This window comes from Rhodococcoides kyotonense, assembly GCF_900188125.1.
GTDB lineage: Bacteria > Actinomycetota > Actinomycetes > Mycobacteriales > Mycobacteriaceae > Rhodococcoides > Rhodococcoides kyotonense.
In genome coordinates, this window is record NZ_FZOW01000028.1 from 16,783 (window position 1) to 33,225 (window position 16,443).

6 protein-coding genes are annotated in these 16,443 nt (G+C 64.2%); 1 reads left to right on the plus strand and 5 read right to left on the minus strand.

The annotated features are described in order from the left end of the window. Window positions 1–13 precede the first annotated feature (13 nt). The 5 genes from CHB96_RS27430 to CHB96_RS27450 all read right to left on the minus strand — a co-directional run bounded on the left by CHB96_RS27430 (window position 14) and on the right by CHB96_RS27450 (window position 13,217). Window positions 14–2,998: an acyltransferase domain-containing protein gene (locus CHB96_RS27430; RefSeq protein WP_176444531.1), complete on the minus strand. Its 2,985-nt coding sequence runs from the start codon at window positions 2,996–2,998 to the stop codon at window positions 14–16. Then, window positions 2,991–4,334 (minus strand): beta-ketoacyl [acyl carrier protein] synthase domain-containing protein, encoded by a 1,344-nt coding sequence (locus CHB96_RS27435; protein WP_089252327.1) that lies wholly within the window; start codon window positions 4,332–4,334, stop codon window positions 2,991–2,993. The genes CHB96_RS27430 and CHB96_RS27435 overlap by 8 nt, the downstream gene beginning before the upstream one ends. Beyond that, window positions 4,331–5,101: a thioesterase II family protein gene (locus CHB96_RS27440; RefSeq protein WP_089252329.1), complete on the minus strand. Its 771-nt coding sequence runs from the start codon at window positions 5,099–5,101 to the stop codon at window positions 4,331–4,333. Before CHB96_RS27440 ends, CHB96_RS27435 begins: the two co-directional genes overlap by 4 nt. A gap of 28 nt (window positions 5,102–5,129) precedes the next feature. Then, window positions 5,130–11,162 (minus strand): non-ribosomal peptide synthetase, encoded by a 6,033-nt coding sequence (locus CHB96_RS27445; protein WP_089252331.1) that lies wholly within the window; start codon window positions 11,160–11,162, stop codon window positions 5,130–5,132. Window positions 11,163–11,276: 114 nt separating this feature from the next. Then, window positions 11,277–13,217 carry a condensation domain-containing protein gene (locus CHB96_RS27450; RefSeq protein WP_089252333.1) on the minus strand — a complete coding sequence of 647 codons (1,941 nt, stop codon included), beginning with the start codon at window positions 13,215–13,217 and terminating at the stop codon, window positions 11,277–11,279. A 139-nt stretch (window positions 13,218–13,356) separates the two neighbouring features. On the opposite strand from CHB96_RS27450, the gene CHB96_RS27455 reads away from it, so the two are divergent. Beyond that, window positions 13,357–16,398: an AMP-binding protein gene (locus CHB96_RS27455; RefSeq protein ID WP_089252335.1), complete on the plus strand. Its 3,042-nt coding sequence runs from the start codon at window positions 13,357–13,359 to the stop codon at window positions 16,396–16,398. Window positions 16,399–16,443 lie beyond the last annotated feature (45 nt).

The window sequence follows — 16,443 nt, forward strand, 5'->3', positions numbered from 1 at the left end:
AAGGTGGAACAAGTCAGGTGGTGACCAGGGAGGTCACGTCATCGAACGACGCGCCGGCAAGGAGAGCTGCAACGGGAATTTCGAGGTCGAGCGACTTCTTCACGGACTTGTGAAAGTCCAGTGCCTGAATCGAATCCATACCGAGAGCAACCAACGCTTTACCTGTGTCCAGATGATCGTCGTCGGCGAAGCCCATGATGCGACCGAGGAGAGACCGAAGATCGCGTGATGTCGCCGCCGAATTCGGTATCGAGGACTCGACCGGCGCTGCGTGCCCGACCGTGTCGATCGCCGACGCCGATTCGGTGGATTCGCTCTTCCGTGGCAGCAGGGATCGAAGGCCGAGTATCCCGCAGACGGATTCGATGGTCGACCACTCCGCCGAGACCACGAGACAGTTACGTCTCCCTGCCGTGAAACCAGCCGTCAGCGCCGATTCTGCCGCCATCGAAAGGATCCCGGCGTCTGCAGATCTCGCGATCAGTGAGTGGTAAGCCTCGTCGGTGCGAGTCTCGTCGGCCCAGACTCCCCATTGCACGGATACCGCGTTCAGGCCGCGTGAACGCATTCGGTGCGCGACGGCGTCCAGCATTCGGTTCGTGGACGCGTACACCGCCAGCCCTGGCCCACCGAACGTTGCCGACACCGACGAGCACAGCAGTACGCGGCAGTCAGGAGCAAGCTCGAGACGACTCGTCACGGTCTCGATCCCGACGAGCTTGGCCGCCGACGCCCGTGCAACGGCATCGCGATCGACGTCGCCTGCGGTGGCATGGACGTAGTCGACCGCGGCGTGCACGACGAGCGTGATCGGACGGCCTGCACGTGCCGCCGCGAACGCATTCACGGCGTCGGGATCGGTGACGTCGCACGCCTCCACTGTCACGTTCGGGATCTCCGACGACCCGCCGGTACGGTTGACCAGCGTGATCCGTCCTGCACCCTCTCGTACGAGGCGCTCTGCGACGGCTCGTCCCACACTTCCGGTGCCGCCCACGATCATCACCTCGGCCAGGTCACCGAAGTCGGTGTCCGCAGGCTCGTCCACGAGGCGTTGCGCGTACAGCTTTCCCTCGCGCAGAGCGAGTTCCGCCTCCCCGGCGGTGTGTAGCGCCGTGATCACGGCGGCAGCTCGTTTCGGGGTCACGGGAGCGTCGTCGATGTCGAGGTGACGGAACGTGGTGCCGACGTGTTCGGATCCCAGGGACCTTGCCGCGATTCCCACGGCGCTGTGCAGCAGGTGGGGGACGTCGCCGTCCGACACAGCCTCACCGCCGACGGTGACGACCCAGAAGTTCGGCGCACCAGCGGGTCTCAGCCACTCGGCGTGCCGTTCGAGAAGCAGGCCAAGCGCCTCGGTTGCTTCACGGGCGTTCATGTCCTCCGACGCAGGCAGCAACGCGACCACCACGTCGACGTCCGACGCGTCGGCGCCCCCGTCGGCCAGGACCGCGGTGGCACCGTGCCGCCCCGCCTGCGCCACCATTTCGGCGGCGAGCTCGCTGCATCGACCGGTGTGGTCGATGATCGATATTCGTTGCGGCCGCGTCAGACGACGTCGTCCGAGTTGTTCCCACGTCTCCACGAGACGTTCCGGACAAGCGACCTCTGCCGGCACGGGCGCGGGCGTCACCGCACGATCTGCCCAGTAGCGCTTCTGATTCATCCTGCTGTTCGGGAAATCCGGTAGGGGCAGACGGACCTCGGTGTCCGACGGATCTCGCAACGCATCCCATCGGAACTGCTCGTCGTGGACCGCGACCGTGGCGACCGCACGTGCGAACTCCGTGAGCGTGGTTGCTGTCCGACGTGAGGTTCCGACCACCAGTCGGTTGTCGGACGAACCGAGGGTGTCCTCGATGGCCAGTTGCAGCGCCGGATGATCGGACATCTCCACGAACGTGTCGATACCGGAATCGGCCATTGCCTTCGCTGCGAGATCGAATCGAACGACGTTGCGTAGGTTGAGGTACCAGTACTCGCTCTGATCGAAGTCCGAGGTGATCCTTTCGCCGCCGACCGCCGAGCTGAAGCACGGCGCGTCGGGCTCGCTGAACAAGGCGCTCGAGCATGCGTCTCGCAGCCGGGCCTGCAGCCGTTCACGTACCTGACCGATCGCGGACGTGTGCGCTGGGTAGCTCACGCCGATCTCTTTCGCGAAGCTGCCCGATCCGCTGACATGCTCCACGATGTCCTTCACCGTCGTGCGGTCACCTGCGACGCATACCGCGTGCGGTGAATTGATCACCGTCAGCTCGGTCCACCCCGTTCGTCGCGCCATGAGCGCTTCTGCCGCGTCCCGGCGAATCCCCAGGAACCCCATCGAGTAGTCGGTCGCCGGAAACTCCGCTACGAGTTCGCTTCTGATCGCCGCAGTACGCAACGCGTCCTGCCACGTGATCGCTCCACTGATGTAGGCCGCGGCGATCTCGCCCTGCGAGTGACCCACGGTGGCGTCGGGGCACACCCCGACGGCATTCCACATCCGCGCGATTCCGATCATGTGCGACGCGAGTGCGGGCTGCACGATGCGTACGCTGTCGTCGTTACCTTCACCGAGCAGGAAGCTGCGCACCGAGATGTCGAACTCCTCGACGAGGAGCTTCTCCGACGCATCGACGACGTCCCGGTACGGCGCGGACGACTCGTAGAACAGTTGACCCATCCCGAACCGCTGGCTTCCCTGACCGGGGAACACGAATGCTGTCCGACGCGTCCCCGCCGGACGCTCACCCGCTACGACGGCGTCATCGGGGGTGTTCGCGGCGATCGACTCGAGACTGCTCCGCAGCGTTGCGGTGTCCGTGGCCATGATCAGCGCGCGGTGTTTCCTTGCAGTCCTGGTCCGGAACAGTGTGGACGCGACGTCGGTCGGCGATGTGTCCGGTTGGGCGCGAAGATAGTTCGCAATCGACTCCGCCTCACCGCGTAGGAGTTCGGCACTGTGCGCGGACAGGAGAACCGGTACCGATCCATCCGGGAGAATGTGGCTAGGCACGCGCGTACTCCTCGTCACCCACGGCGACGACGACATGCGCGTTGCTGCCGCCGATGCCGAATGCCGATACCGCGCCGTGCCGAGTTCCGTCCTCCGCAGGCCAGGGCCGCACCTCGTCGACGAGCCTCAGCCCCGAACGATCCCAATCGATCTTGTCCGTCGGGTCGTCCGCGTAGAGCGTCGGCACCAACTCGCGACGGTCGGCGCACGTGAGCACCTTGACGAGTCCGAGAACACCTGCGGCTGCCTGGGTGTGGCCGAAGTTCGATTTGCACGAACCGAGCTCGACGCGGGTATCCGACGCCATCGCCGCTGACCCGTAAGTCCGTGCGAGAGCATTCAATTCGATCGGATCACCCACCTGGGTGCCGGTCCCATGCCCCTCGACCAACGAGACCTGGTCCGCACGCACACCCGCTGCACGAAGCGTTCGGTCGATCAGTCGAACCTGCGACTCACCTCGTGGAACGGCGAGCGCGGCACCCGACCCGTTGTGGTTGGTCGCCGAGCCACGAATGCACCCGTGAATTCTATGCCCCAATTCTCGTGCACGAGAAACACGTTCGAGGACGACCACCCCGGCCCCCTCCGACCACACGGTCCCGGTCGCCGATGCGGTGTACGAGCGACAGTGCCCGTCGACCGACAGCGCGTTGTTCTTGGCGAACTCCACGAACATCATCTCCGAGCCCATGACGGTCACACCCCCGGCCACTGCCCAGTCACACTCCCCCAGACGGATCGAACTGCAGGCAAGATGCACTGCGGTCAGCGATGCCGCGCATCCCGTATCGACGGTAAGACACGGCCCGACAGAACCGAGGACGTGAGAGATCCGACCCGCGACGGCACTGAGCGACGTTCCGGAAAGCTGATACCCGTTGTGCTCGTTGATCGTCGACATCGACGGTCCGTACTCGGTGATCATGGCTCCCATGAAGCAGCCCATCTCGTCGCCGTCCACGGAGTCGGGATCGATACCGGAGTTCTCGAGTGCGCGCCACGTCACGCGAAGTCCTACACGCTGCTGAGGATCCATCGCGATCGCCTCGCGCGGTGTGATTCCGAAGAACTGGGGATCGAAATCCGCTGCCTCGTCGAGGAATCCACCGGCATCGGGGACGGTGCGCCACCCTTCGGATCTTCCCAACGATGCGAGCCCCTGCAGGTGCCATCCCCGATCGCGTGGGAACCGTCCGATCGTTTCCCGTCCATCGCGGAGTACGTCCCAGAACTGCTCCACCGTCTCCACCCCACCCGGCGCTTCGACTGCCATGCCGACCACGACGATGTCGTCGTCGGCATACACACTCGCGCCGCGCTCGGATGACGTCATCGGGAGATCACCGGCACGTCGACGCCGTCGGGCGAAGCCAGCAACTCGGCGATGGATTCCATGTTGTCGTTCAGATAGAAGTGTCCGCCGCCGAAGAGCGACACCGACACTCCTGCGGTGGTGTGTGCCTCCCACCCATAGAGATCGCCGACCGTGACGATCGGATCGTCGTCGCCACCGAGCGCCGATACCGGTGCATCGACGGTCTCGTCGTCGGCGCAGGAATAGGTGTCGATGATGCGGTAGTCGGCCTTGAGTGCAGGGATCGCCATGCGCATGATGTCGCGGCTACCTAATATCTCTGCACCCGTGCCACCCAGCTCGACGAGTCGATCGAGGATGTCGTCCTCGTCGTCCGGGTGAGGCGCCTGCTCGTCCTGTCGACCGGGCGGAACCACCGCCGACACCGCAAGAAGGCGGACGGGAATTCCAGCCGACTCCGCAGCGCGAACGAATTCGAACGCGACGATTCCACCCATGCTGTGACCGAATACGGTGACGCCTTGCCCGCGATTGTGAGGTGACTCCGCAAACTCGGCCAGCGCCTCCTCGGCGAGTTCCTCGACGGACGCAGCGGCGGGTTCACCGACACGGTCCTGACGACCGGGGTACTGCAGCGCGACGACGTCGAAGTACCGGCTGAAGTGCTCCGAGAACGCCCGGTACGCCGACGCCCCCGTGCCTGCGTGCGGGCAGATCACCAGTGGTGGCGCCGAAGGGGATTCGGGTGTGTGGAACTGCCTTATCCAACCCAGTGTGGTGGACATGTGATCTCCTCGAACGAAAAGTGGGGTGTCACCAGCTACGGCGCATGGTCAGATACGCCTGGTCGTTCTCGTCGAGTACGTCCGCGTCGCCGAGCGGTGCGTCGGGCTGCTCCGCGATCGACCGCAACGTGCCGTCGAACGCGGACTCGATGATCTCGACGTCGGACATGTCGAAGGACGTGGCCGCATAGGACAACACGATTCTGAGGCCGTCGTCGGGAAACACGGTCAGGCGTAGAGCATGCTCGGATTCGCCTCGAGCACTGAACGAGACGAGGTCGAGTCCACGCCGGTTCAACAGCCGCTCCATCTCGGCGCGGCCCGACGGGTAGGACTGGAACGCGATCATCGTGTCGAACAGCCTGCGCACTCCGGTGACCCGATGCGCTTCGGTGATCGAATACTGCTCGTACTCCATCAGTTCCACGCGCTCACGCTGCAGCACGTCGAGATGCTCGCGCCACGACCGGTCGTCGACCAAGTCGAACACCCGAGGCACCGTGTTCGCGTAGGACCCGACGGCACTGTCGATGTCGTCGATGTCCGTCGGGCGACCTGCCACGACTTCACCGAACACGATCCGACGCTGACCAGTGAACTGCCGCAACACATTCGCCCAGGCGAGTTGACACACGGAACTCAATGTCGTCGCCCCGTCGGTGGCGATGGCACGCAGACGTTCGACGATGTCCGGAGCGATCTCGAACTCGTGATCGACCGGCATCTCCCCCGAACTATGTTCCGGTGCAACGATGGTCGGCTCCGAAACGGGCGCGAGATACCGAGCCCACGCTTGGTCGGCTTCCTGGCGACGATCACGGATCAGGGTCACGAACTCGGCGAATGCCGTCGACGGTTCCAGCGCATCGGAACCGACGCGAGTGGCGTAGTCGACGAACACCTCACCCGGCATCAGCTGACCCGACCATCCATCCGAGATGATGTGATGAGCCGTCAGCACCATGAGGTGCTCGTCATCCGGAAGATGGACGACCATCGCTCGAAGCAACGGGCCGGCAGAGACGTCGAAGTGGCGGGCCATGTCCTCGTCGAGCAACTGTTCGAGGGCTTCCGGTACGTCACCGACGCCCGTCGCGAAATCCAGTTCCCGAACCTCGAGTTCGATGTGAGCGGGCACGATGCCGACTGGCTTGCCGGCACGGGACAAGCCGATCGACACCCTCAGATTGGGATACCGATCGGCCACCAGATTCATGGATTCGACGAGTCTCGGGGTATCGAGGTCACCGCGGACCCCGATCAACATCTGAACCGAGTAGACGTCGCCGGCACTGGTGACCCCGGCGAGATACATCGCCTCCTGCATCGGCGCCAGCGGGTATACGTCGACCACATCGCCGTACTGTTTCTGCCAGCCGTCGAGGTCCAGCTGCGTGACGCCCTCGGCGAGAACGTCACTCGGGGTCCGGTGCTCCTGCGGATCGCGCCGAAGTTCGGCCGTGATCTCGCGAAGTGCCGTCACCCAGCTGTCGGCGATTTCCTGGGCGGCGACACCTGTGAGGACTCCTTCGGGGAAACGGAACGACGCTTCCAGACGCGCCTCGTCCCCGTCGACAAGCGTCACGGTGTTGACGTCGAGAATCGCGGCGGACGGCATGTTCTCGTCGGCATACCCGGAGAGGTAGGGAAATTCGGGAGCAGGCCCCCAGTCACGAGTCTGCTCGTCACCGAGCGCGAAGCGGCCCATGTAGTTGAAGCTGACCCGAGGTTCGGTGCGCTCGGACAACAGCGAGCGAGTGTCCTTGTTCAGCCATCGCAACAACCCCCATCCGATGCCCGCGTCCGGGACTGCGAGCAGGTCCTCCTTGACCGACTTGATCGCATCGACCATGTCGACCGAACTGTCGGTGAAGGTGACGGGGTAGATCGACGTGAACCAGCCGACGGTGTCGGACAGATCCGCATCGGAGAAAAGCGCTTCCTCGCGGCCGTGTCGCTCGAGATTCACCGACAGTGCTCCGCCCCCACGATGGCGCCGAACAGCGACGACGAGGGCCGCGAGCTGGACGTCGACCAAGTCGCATCGGAATGCACGAGGGACCGTGTCGGTGAGCGCTTCGGTCTCCTCGGGACCGAGGGTGACGGTCACCTCGCGAACGGTCGAGACCAGGTCGACGGCGGGATCGAACAGCCGCGTTCCAAGTGTGGGCTCGGGCACGCCTGGTCCACTCCAGAAGTCGATCTGTTCGGTGAACCTCGACGACAAGGCCAGGTCCGTGAGACTCGTGTTCCATTGCTTCACCGACGTACTGACTACCTCGTCGACACCGCCCCCGGACCAGAACCGCCGCAGGTCGTCGCCGATCACACGCCACGAGACACCGTCGACCACCAAATGATGGATCACCAGCAACAACCGTCCTGGTGTCTCGTTGCCGCGATTGATCCACACGACCTCGACGACGTGGCCGACTCCAGGATTCATTCGGCTACCGGCCGCGCGAAGCTGCACCGCCAGAACGTCTTCGACGGACCCGTCCGGCGGAAGCACCACCTCGGTGAGGGCAGCTGTCACCGGGTCCTCGGGTACCACGAACACGGCTTGCCCGTCGGCACCACGTCCGACGGAGGCAGACAGCATTGGATGTGCTGCAACCAACTTGTCGAGGACCTCGGCGAGTCGGTCGGCAGTTGCATCGGCAGGGGTGACAACGGCAGTCGCTTGACAGTACCCGGAATAGTCGACAACCTTGTCGATCAGCATCGCCGCAACGGGATTGAGCGGAACCTCGCCCGTCTCGGTCTCGACGACGACGAGCGGCGGCGCGTCGTCGACCGCACTCTGCTCCGTGGCCGCGGCGATCAGTGCAATGGTTCGTGCCTCGAACAGTGCTTTCGTGGTGACATGGAGTCCGCGTTTCTTCAGCGCCGCAGCCATCCGGATTGCACTGATCGAATCGCCACCGAGACCGAGGAAGTCGTCGTCGGCACCCAGTACAGTCGCCTCCGGAATTTCGAGGGTCGCTCGTACGATCTCGGCGACGATGTGCTCGGTCTCGCCTCGCAACGCACGCCCGGTTCCGGACTTGTCACCGAAGTCGGGTATCGGCAAAGCCTTCTGGTCGAGCTTGCCGTTCGCGGTGAAGGGCAGCGACGTCATCTTGACCAGGATCGTCGGCACCATGTAGCTCGGAAGTCGCTGTGCCAGATAGCTCTTGATGTCGTCCGCATGCTGCTCGTCCGTGATCTCCTCGGTGCCCGTGTCCGCGATGTAGTACGCGGCCAGAACCGGACCGGCGTCACGCGGGATCGCAGTCGCCGCAGCGGACATCACACCGGGAACCTGACGCAGTACGGTTCCGATTTCACCGAGTTCGATGCGGTGTCCGCGAATCTTCACCTGGTCGTCTGCACGTCCGATGAATTCGAGGCGTCCGGTCGGACTCCACCGGACGAGATCACCGGTGCGGTACATACGATCACCGGGCTCCGAGAACGGATTGGCGACGAACGCGCCTGCCGTCAGGCCCGGACGGTCGTGGTAGCCGATCGCCAGTTGCACTCCACCGACGTACAGTTCGGCGGTGACACCCTGTGGTACCTGGCGAAGCGCCGAATCCAATACCCAGACACTGGAGTTCGACTCCGGAATACCGATCAGCGACGACCGGAACTGCGTGTCGTCGGTGATCCCGCTGAAGTCCTCGTACGTGATGTCCATGGTCGCTTCGCTCGGACCGTAGAGACCGATGACCGGGCAGTCGAACGCCCGGCCGGCCTCGTCCGCCAGCCAGGGCGACACCGCTTCTCCACCACAGAACAAGAAGCGCACCGACCGCAGTCTGTCGTCACCCGTCCCGGCGTCGAGAAACGCTCTGAGCATCGTCGGAACGAACGAGAGGACGGTGATTCGGTATTTCTCGATGAAGTCCGTGAGCGCATGGGCGTCCATCCACCACCACCCCGGTTGCGCCAGAACCAACGATGCGCCCGACGACACCGCCGCGATGATCTCGCACACCGACACGTCGAATCCAATGGGTGTCTTCTGCAGAACACGCTCGGTCTCGATCATCCCGAAGTGATTGCGCATCCACTGAACTCGATTGCTGACCGCCCGGTGATCGATCACGACGCCCTTGGGCTTGCCGGTGGTTCCCGAGGTGTAGATCAAGTACGCCGGCTCGCCCGGAACGGTCTGCCGTTCGAGTTCGTCCTGCCGCACCGAGTCCCCGTCGGTGTCCTCGATCTCGGCGACGACCGCGGGGTCTGCAAGATCCAGCACCGGTACGTTCAGCGCGGGAGGCGTCCGTTCTGCCGTGAGATGTCGGACCACTATCGCCGGCCGTGCGTCGTCGACGATGTACTCGACGCGATCGGCCGGATAGTCGGGGTCGATGGGGACGTAGACCCCGCCTGCTCGCAACAGGCCTGCCACGATCACCGCGAGCCATTCGCTGCGGTCGGCGTGCACGGCCACGAAGTCCCCGGGACGTATTCCTCGATCGAGCAGCGCACGTGCGAATTTGTTGACGGCGGAATCGAACTGCCCGTAGGTCAGCTGCACGTCACCGAAAACGACGGCGATGCGGTCCGGGTACTTCTGTGCGGCCTCGCGCGTCATGGCATCGACGGTCGTCGGAGTGATCTCCATGGCAGGGCCCGACGTCCACCGGTCGACGCGCGCCGAGTCGGAACTCGACAATGCGGCCAGATCTCCGATCGCCGTCGACGCGGTTGCGCGCGTGAGTACCTGGTCGATGTACTCGTGCAACCGCGCGATGGTCTCCGGGCCGAACAGGTCGGTCTGGAACGTGATCTGGACGTCGACACGATCTGCGAGCAGGAATGCCTCGACGGCGATCGGCAACAGCGCCGAACCGTTGTCGACGAGTTCCCACGTGGTGGTGCATCCCGGCAGTGTTGGGCCGTCGATCTTCTGGTCGAGAAAGAGCACCATGGTGTCGAACAATTGGTTACCGACCGTGGGATTGACCCGCTTGGCGATACGAACGACCTCTTCGTACGGGAAGTGCTTGTGCCGGAACGCGTCCGTCTTCACCTGATGGACGTGACCGACCAGATCGGCGAACGTGCGACTGTCGTCGGAGTCGAAGCGCAGGGCGACCATGTTGCTGAGGTTGCCGATCAGCAGTTCCTGCCCCGCCGCTTCGCGGTTGGCGACAGTGGTGCCCACGACGAGGTCGTGCTGACCGGTGATCTGACGCAATGCCACGTAGTACGCGGCGAGAAACACCTCGAACGGGGTCGCGCGCAGTCGGGTGCTGAGCCCCCGAAGATTCTCTGCGGCAGCGACATCGAGACTGCGATCGAGGCGTGCACCCCGGGACGACGCGTGGGCGGGCCTGCGGTCGTACGGCAACTGCAACGCGTCCAGTTCGGACCGCCAGGTGTTTTCCCAGAACGAGACCGCCGGCGTCTGATCGGTCTTGTCGAACTCCGCGTTCTCCCATTCCGCGAAGTCCGCCACCTGCAGCGCCAACGGCTCGGCGTCCAATTTCCCGTCCAGCGCAAGGCGATAGAACTGCTCCACGTCGCGCGACAACGCCTGCAATGTCATTCCGTCCCAAGCGATGTGCTGCATCAGCACGATCGCAACAGTGCGATCGTCGCCCATACGCGCGACGGTCAGACGCAGCGAGGACTCGACCGCCAAGTCGAACGGTTCGGCGACCAGATCGTCGAGGAGGTCTCGGTACCGTTGCACCGCATCCGGGCCGTCGCCGACGTCGATCCTGGTGGATCGATGAGGAAGCGATGCGTGGATCCTTTGGTACGGACTGCCTGCCGCATCGGAATGATATGTGGTGCGGAGTATTTCGTGGCGTTCGACGACCGCCGCGAAGGCCTGTTCGAGGGCAAGATCATCGACGAGCCCGTCGAAGGTCAGAGCCAGACACAGGTTGTAGACCACGCTGTCGGGAACCAGTTCCTGGTAGGTCCAGACACCCTGTTGAGCCGAAGACAGTACAGCGCGCTCCGGGTTCGAACGGCTCGGCACCGCGCCGCCGTCCGTGACCACGCCCTCGGTCAGGAGTCGTAGCCGCAGCGCAGCCTCGACAGCGTCCAACGATCGCATCGACTTCTCCTCTTGTGAACCCCGGCAGACCAAGTGAGCCTAACCTAATTCGCCCTGCGTGTGTCACGTAGCTTTTTTTGGAATCTCTTTACTCGAATCCGTTGGCGCAGTGGCTTACCGAGACGAAAGTCGGGCGCGCAGTGCTGCCAGCGCCGCCTCGTCGAGACCGGATGCAGCCATCGGCGCCACAGCATCCGGCGTGGTCGTCGGTTCGACAGTGGGGTGGTCGAGTTGCTCGGCCAGCTCTGCGACGGCTGGGTGGACGAACACCGTGTGCGGCTCGACGACGAATCCCGCGTCCTTCAACTGCGATACCAGGCGAAGCGCCGCAAGGCTGTCTCCTCCTAGTCCGAAGAAACTGTCCTCGCGGCCGATCGACACGTCGTCGCCGAGGGAAAGAACGACCCGCAGTGCGGCCACGACCGTTTCCTCGGTACCTGTCCGAGCCGGCCCCCCGAATCCCGATTGCCGCTCCACAGTCGGTTCCAGGAGCGCCTCACGGTCGATCTCACCGGATGCCGTCAGCGGGAGCCGATCCAGCCCTGTCACCGTCGCGGGTACGGCCACCGAAGGAAGCCTGTGACGCAACGAATCATGCGCGGCAAGGGCGGCGGCCGCGTCGCCGGTCACGTAGGCGTCGAGCCGGGGACCGTCGGCAGAGTCGCGCACCTCCACCACGCCGGGCGCCACCCCCTCGACCGCGTTCAGCACAGCTTCGACGTGGGCGAGGTCGACCGCACAACCGTGCACGACAGACAACCGCGCCGCCGCGCGAGCCGGAGACTCGGGCAGCACGCCGATCGCCGTGTCCGAATCGATCGTGCCGATCGCCTCACCGAGACGATGCATGAAACCGGCGATGTCGTCGACGCCGCACAGGGCAGGCGTCATTCCCACCGACACAGACCACCCGTCGTCCTCGGATCGAAGGACGACAGCGAGATCCACGCCTGCCGGAACACCTGTACGACGCTCGACCGACGCGACGTGATGTCCGTTCAGGTTCAGCGGTATCGGGCCGACCGTGTCGATCTGCACGGCCACCTGGAACGGCGTCGTCCCACGCGTCCGAGACTCTTCGGACACCATCACACCCACTCGCTCGATCCGAGTCGAAGCGTGCGTACGCGCACTCTCGATGCGATCGGCAGCGAGGGCGAGAACCTCACGAGGTGTTCGGGTCCCGTCGAGCGTCACGCGGCAGACAAGCTGATTGGCGAAATGGCCGACCACCGCATCGTGCCGTGCGTCACGGATCGCATCGAGAACACCGATCGCGATATCCGTGATGCCCCACTCACGATGCAGCGCAATGGCAGTCGCAGCGAGTACGGATGCCGTAGGGTCGTCCGCAGCAGGGCTCAGTCCGCCTGGAATTGGATACCAAAGATGCTCGCTCGCACGGGCCGTCGCGGCCAGCGCGAGAAAACGAGTCGGTACACCCGCCAAGTTCTCGACCCAGTACGCGAGATCGGCGTCATCGGTGGCGGAGGCTTTGATCTGGTCGGCGGAAAAGTCTCGGTACTGCGCCACCTGCTCGGTCTCGAAGTCTGAATTGTACGCTCGCACAATTGCTTCTGCGACGAGGAATGCCGATTTCAGGTCGCCGGCTACACGGTGGATCGTCAACTCCAGAACCGCTCCGACAGCGGATGGGTGGACTCGGACGCGGATCGGGACCTGCGTTTCCAGATCGAACGACGAGGCAGCTCCCCCCGGCACGTACGGTTCGTCCACGTACTCGATGAACGGCGCCGGTGTGTCCACTACCTTCTGGTACGGCATACGTCGGTCTGCCGGATACACCGTCCGAAGTATTTCCACGTTCTCGAGGACCTGCGTGCACGCCGACTCCAGTCGCTCGCGATCAGGAGCAGGGACGATCTCCCACACGACGGTGTCGTGGGAGAGCGACGGCCCGAGCGCCCGTTCCGCACGTATGGCTGCCTGTTGCGCCAGAGACAGGGGAACACGACTCGCACCCTGGCCGGGAACTCGCGAACTACGCTGATCCTCGTACCTTTTCGACAGACTTCGAATGCTGGATTCTGACATTTCGGATCTCCCGCGACGATGCCGTGCCGCCACGATCGACCGACACGTACGAGCGCAGAGGATAGCATAGGCTAAGTTAACTACGGGCGTCGTCGACAGTCCGTTCGATTACCGCACATCGACATGTGGAGCACTCACCATGACTTCCGATTTCGCCGATATCGTCGCCCTGTCGCCTCTGCAGCGCAGTATCTACTTCGTCAGTACAAGCACCTCGGGAGTCGACCCGTACAACGTCACGTTCTCGGTTCGAATCGAAGGGATCGAGTCCCTCGACTCCGTTCATTCCGCAGTGGACCAACTCGTCGCACGGTACCCGCACCTCGCCGGACAGATACTTGCCGACGGCCTTCCACACCCGGTTCTGGTGGTTCCTTCGGATCCCCGGATCGATTGGGAGGAAATCGATTACAGGTCGGATCCTGATCCCGCCTCCAGGACTCGCGATCTGTACTTCGCCGAGGGGGCCCGTCGCTTCGATCTGGCCGCTGGTCCACTTGCGCGAGTGGCCGCTGCCCGCGTCGACGAGCGCGACTTCGAATTGATCTTCGCCATTCACCATGTCGTCGTAGATGGGTGGTCGGTGCCTGTTCTCTTCTCGGATCTCGTGGCGTTGCTGCACGGCGCAGGCGCGAGCCTGCCTGATCCCCCACTCATCCGTGAGCACGCAGCCTGGATCGCATCGCGGGACGACAACGAAGCCGTGCGCGCATGGACGAGCGAGTTCGCGGGCCTCGAATCGATGCCCGCAGTGGCACCGCCCGCGCCGGCCGATGCAGCGCTTCCGGTGACCGGTGAAGCACGACTCGGCGACGCGCGCAGCGCTGCAGTGCATTCCTGGACTCGACGGCACGGTCTGACGATCAACACGGTGTTCCAACTGGCCTGGGCACGAGTTCTGTCCTCACTCGTCTCACGGGACGACGTCGTGTTCGCTCAGACGACGAACGGTCGGGATTCGTCGTTGCCGAACGCCGAACGCATGGTCGGCGCCTTGATCGCCACGATGCCGATACGCGTACAGGTCGACGACCACATGGTGACTGTGGCCGGAAGTGCTCTACAACAACGTATTTCACTACTCCGCCGACACGAGCACATCGGCATCAACCGCATTGCACGTGCCGCGGGCGTCGACGCGCTGTTCGACACGCTGCTCGTGTTCGAGAACATGCCCATGGTCGGCGTGGATACCGTCGTCGACCTGCCCGGGTCTGCTCGCCTGATCACGGGACGAGTGGATTCTCTCAGCCATTTTCCCATCGTCGTGATGCCGATCGTCGTCGACGAACAAATCGTCGTTCGCGTCGAGATTCGACCGGATCTACTGGACCGATTCTCACCGGACACTCTTGCGCGGCGATTTCTCGCCGTCGTCGAACGTCTCACTCGAGCAACGAGCCTCGCGTCGGTCGACACCACAGTCGGCGGCGATCGTGCCGAGATCACCGGGCCCGCAGGAGACGGACGGATCGACCGATCGGTGCCCGAAGTACTACGAGACGTGATCGCTCGGACTCCCGACGGGATCGCCGTCGTCGATCGTCTCGGGACACAGACCTTCGCCGAATTCGGCGCGGCGGTCGACGCACTCGCATCGGACCTCGTTGCTGCGGGGGTCCGACCGGGGGATGCCGTCGCCGTCGCGTTGGGACGGGATCGCCGTGTACTTCACGCCCCGTTCGCGATCGCGTCCGCAGGCGCATTCTGTGTTCATCTCGATCCCGCCACTCCTGCCCCTCGAATCGACCGGATACTCGAGATCGCCGGTGCCGAATTGCTTCTGGCAGAACCGCACATCGACGCAGCCGTTCGAATCGTCACCCCCGATGGCGAGGGCCGGATCGACTCCGGGCCGGCCGTGACCCTACCCACTTCTGCCGATCCGGCTGCACCGTTCTACACCATTTTCACCTCGGGCACGACCGGCGTACCGAAAGGCGTGTCGACGTCGCACTCGGCACTGCTCGCACTGTGGCGGCATCACGACCGCCAGGTGTATCGGCCGACGCAATCCACGCTGAAACGTCCGCTACGAGTCGGTCACAACTGGTCGACCGGTTTCGATGCGGCCTGGCAACCGACCGTCGCTCTGCTCAGTGGTCACTCCGTCGCACTCGTCTCCGAGGACGACCGAGCGGACCCCGCCCGCCTGCTGACATTCGTGATCGACAACGCCGTCGACTTCATGGAGTTCTCACCGTCGATGTTTCTCCGTCTCGCGGAAGCAGGCCTTCTCGAAGGCACACGCGGATCCGAGACGTGCCCGTTGAAAATCCTGGGCCTCGGTGGTGAGGCAATTTCGGCGGACACCTGGCAGCGATTGAAGGGCTTGTCGGACACACGGGTTCTGAACTTCTACGGACCCACCGAGGCCACTGTCGACGCCCTGATGGCGGACGTCGCCGACCATGAGGTCACCACCATCGGAGTACCGCTCGACCGCATGGCGGCCTCGGTTCTCGACCATCGCCTGAGGCCGGTGCCCACCGGCGGTGTCGGCGAGCTCTACCTGTCCGGCCCGCAGATCGCATGCGGATACCTGGGACTGCCTGCACTCACCGCCACCACCTTCGTCGCAGCCGAGAACGGCCGGCGCCGATACCGCACAGGCGATCTCGTGGGTCTGCGGACCAGCCCGGGTCTCGCTTACCTCGGCCGCGGAGACAGTCAAGCGAAGATCAACGGGTATCGGGTCGAGCTCGGCGAGGTCGCGGCAGCCCTCCGGCAGTTGGACGAGGTGCGGTCCGCCGAGGTGGTGGTCGACGTGCGCCGGGGACGTTCCCGGCTCGCAGCACTCGTCGTGTCCGCGTCGACCGCACGCGAGCTCAGAGCGAAGCTCGTACATCGTCTGCCGCACTTCATGATTCCGACGCGGATCGTTCACGTCGAGTCGATCCCGCTCAACCGCAACGACAAGCTCGACACTGCAGCGGTGGCCGCGATACTGGACGTGGCCGTAGCAGGCAGTGCTGCAGAAGAACCGGTCACCGTCGCAGAGAAGGTTCTCGCGGAAGCGACTGGGCTCACTGTGACCGACCCTCTCGCCGATCAGGGCTTGGACAGCCTCGCGGTCATGGATCTGGTGACCACGCTACGACGCGCGGGCTACACCGTCGCACCCGAGGATGTCCTCGGAGCGGTCGATCTTCGGGAATTGGCGGCGCTGCTCGACGAGTGAACGCAATGTCGCGACCCCGATGACGTGGCCGAGTGCATCGGATCG